Raw genomic sequence first — 2114 nt, 5'->3', positions numbered from 1 at the left:
CAACCAGCCAGTTAGCAGATATGGCTTTATATATCCCAATGTCAGGATCTGCAGAATCTTTGAATGTAGCGGTTGCTGGTGCGATAGTCATGTATCAATTTCCCCTCCAAGACTAGATTATTTTCTTCTAAAAATAGGTTGTGACGATACTGTCACAGGACTTGCAAAGGGTTATGTGCGCATAGCAAAATCAGTTGATGTAGGAATTCGTTGGAAAAAAGGGTGATTACCGTGACGGAACAAGAACATTATTTTTGGGAAGACGATCCAGAGTATATGCAAATCATTGCGGATATTAAAAATCATCCCTTTGTAACGGACTTAGCGTATTTTAAGCAACATGTCCATGGCAATCGCTTAACCCACTCCTATCTAGTTTCTTATATGTCATATAAAGTAGCTAGATCACTAGGATGGGATTATAAGGCTTGCGCACGAGCTGGTTTATTACATGATTTATTTTATTATGTGCCAGGTGAGGTTACTTTTTCTAAAGGATCTCACTTAAGGAACCATCCTAAAATTGCTTTGATTAATGCGCGTGTGGTGACGGATTTATCACCTGTTGAGGAAGATATTATTCTTAAGCATATGTGGCTTGCCACGCCGCATTTTCCGCGCTATAAAGAATCTTATGTAGTGACATTCGTGGATAAATATATTGCAACCGGAGACTTTGTAAAACCTAGTTTAGCTAATTTGTCTCAAAAGAAAATGATGAGATCATTTAGATATTTCGTTGGTAAATTAGTTATTCCAGCACTTGCTGGAACTAGCAATCAAGAAGTTTCATTAGAAGAAAAAGAAGAATTAGCAGAAACACAAGAGGAGATTGATCAAGATGGAAATTACCATTAAACAAGCAGACTTACCGGTAATGTGTAGCAAGATGGAACATGCTTGCAAAGTGATTGGTAAAAAGTGGAATAGCTTAATTATTGAAGTATTATTAGCAACGCCATTACGATTTGGACAATTACGTGACTCAATTAACGGTATTTCTGACCGTGTATTAATTGAAAGATTACGCGAATTAACTGAAGAGGGTATTGTGCGTAAAGAAGAGTCAGAAGCGAATGGTCACATCATCACGGTTTATACATTGACAGAAAAAGGCCAAGACTTACAAAAAATCTTCAACAATTTACATCGTTGGGCAGATGAGTGGGTTGAGCCAGCCGAATAAGGTTGACAAACCGGCCGAAAACGCTAAAATATAAAGAGAAATTACATTAACAGAAGACAATTTTTAACAGGTGTGTAGTCTAGAGAGTAAGTGGTGCTGGGAATCTTACCTACATAGTTAAATATTTTCACTTCTTGAGTAGGCTTGCGGGAGAATAGAATGCTATTTGAAAGCAGGTCCGGTCGACCCGTTAAAACGATCAATGAGTGCTGGTATAGGAATACTATACCGGAATCAGGGTGGTACCACGGTCTTTCGTCCCTTTTGTAGGGGGTGAAGGACCTTTTTTTATTGGTCTAGATACTCAATTTTAGGAAAACTCATAAAAGGATGAAAGTCAGGAGATGGAAAAATGCAAATTATTGATGATTTAAAAGCCATTGAAAATCAAATCATGGATGAGATTGAAGCAGCAAGCGCCTTAGCTGATATTAAAGCAGTGCGTGTGAAATATTTAGGGAAAAAGGGTCCAATTACGGAAGCCTTACGTGGTATGCGTGATTTATCGGCTGAAGAGCGCCCACAAGTTGGTGCTTATGCCAATGAATTGAAGGCAAAAGCTAGTGCAAAACTGAGTGAAAAAGAGGAATTATTATCAGCTGCTGCCCTTGAAGCACAATTACAAGCAGAAGCCATTGATGTGACGCTACCTGGTGAAAAACCAGTAACTGGTACGAAACACGTATTAACACAAGTAATGGAAGAAATTGAAGACTTATTCGTATCTATGGGTTACGAAGTCGTTGAGGGACCAGAAGTTGAGTCTGACTTCTACAACTTTGAACGTATGAACTTACCGAAAGACCACCCAGCGCGTGACATGCAAGATACTTTCTACATCAACGACGAGGTCTTATTACGTACCCATACGTCACCGGTACAAGCGCGTGCAATGGACGCCCACGACTTCGAAGCAGGGCCGTTAAAG

The 2114-nt window shown here is 39.5% G+C and carries 3 protein-coding genes, 1 pseudogene and 1 other annotated feature; all 4 genes and pseudogenes read left to right on the top strand.

Going from position 1 to position 2114, the window contains the following annotated elements:
* Positions 1-20: 20 nt before the first annotated feature.
* Entirely contained in the window at positions 21-116 is a 96-nt protein-coding gene (locus ACRCJ0_RS12610; RefSeq protein ID WP_431390648.1) for a TrmH family RNA methyltransferase, read from the top strand.
* A gap of 160 nt (positions 117-276) precedes the next feature.
* Positions 277-858 carry an HD domain-containing protein gene (locus ACRCJ0_RS12605; RefSeq protein ID WP_419971637.1) on the top strand — a complete coding sequence of 194 codons (582 nt, stop codon included), beginning with the start codon at positions 277-279 and terminating at the stop codon, positions 856-858.
* The gene (locus ACRCJ0_RS12600; RefSeq protein WP_026466241.1) at positions 842-1186 is read left to right on the top strand and encodes a winged helix-turn-helix transcriptional regulator; all 345 of its coding nucleotides are present in this window, start codon (positions 842-844) and stop codon (positions 1184-1186) included. The genes ACRCJ0_RS12605 and ACRCJ0_RS12600 overlap by 17 nt, the downstream gene beginning before the upstream one ends.
* A 37-nt stretch (positions 1187-1223) precedes the next feature.
* Positions 1224-1452: a binding site (T-box leader), on the top strand.
* An 86-nt stretch (positions 1453-1538) separates the two neighbouring features.
* Positions 1539-2114, top strand: a pseudogene (gene pheS, locus ACRCJ0_RS12595) (phenylalanine--tRNA ligase subunit alpha); the annotation flags it as partial.

Source organism: Aerococcus sp. L_32 (assembly GCF_050689315.1).
This window is presented reverse-complemented; position numbering and strand designations above follow the sequence as displayed.

Coding starts and splice junctions, on each gene's coding strand:
- ACRCJ0_RS12600 (WP_026466241.1), top strand. CDS start 842: ATGGAAATTACCATTAAACAAGCAGACTTACCGGTAATGTGTAGCAAG.
- ACRCJ0_RS12610 (WP_431390648.1), top strand. CDS start 21: ATGGCTTTATATATCCCAATGTCAGGATCTGCAGAATCTTTGAATGTA.
- ACRCJ0_RS12605 (WP_419971637.1), top strand. CDS start 277: ATGCAAATCATTGCGGATATTAAAAATCATCCCTTTGTAACGGACTTA.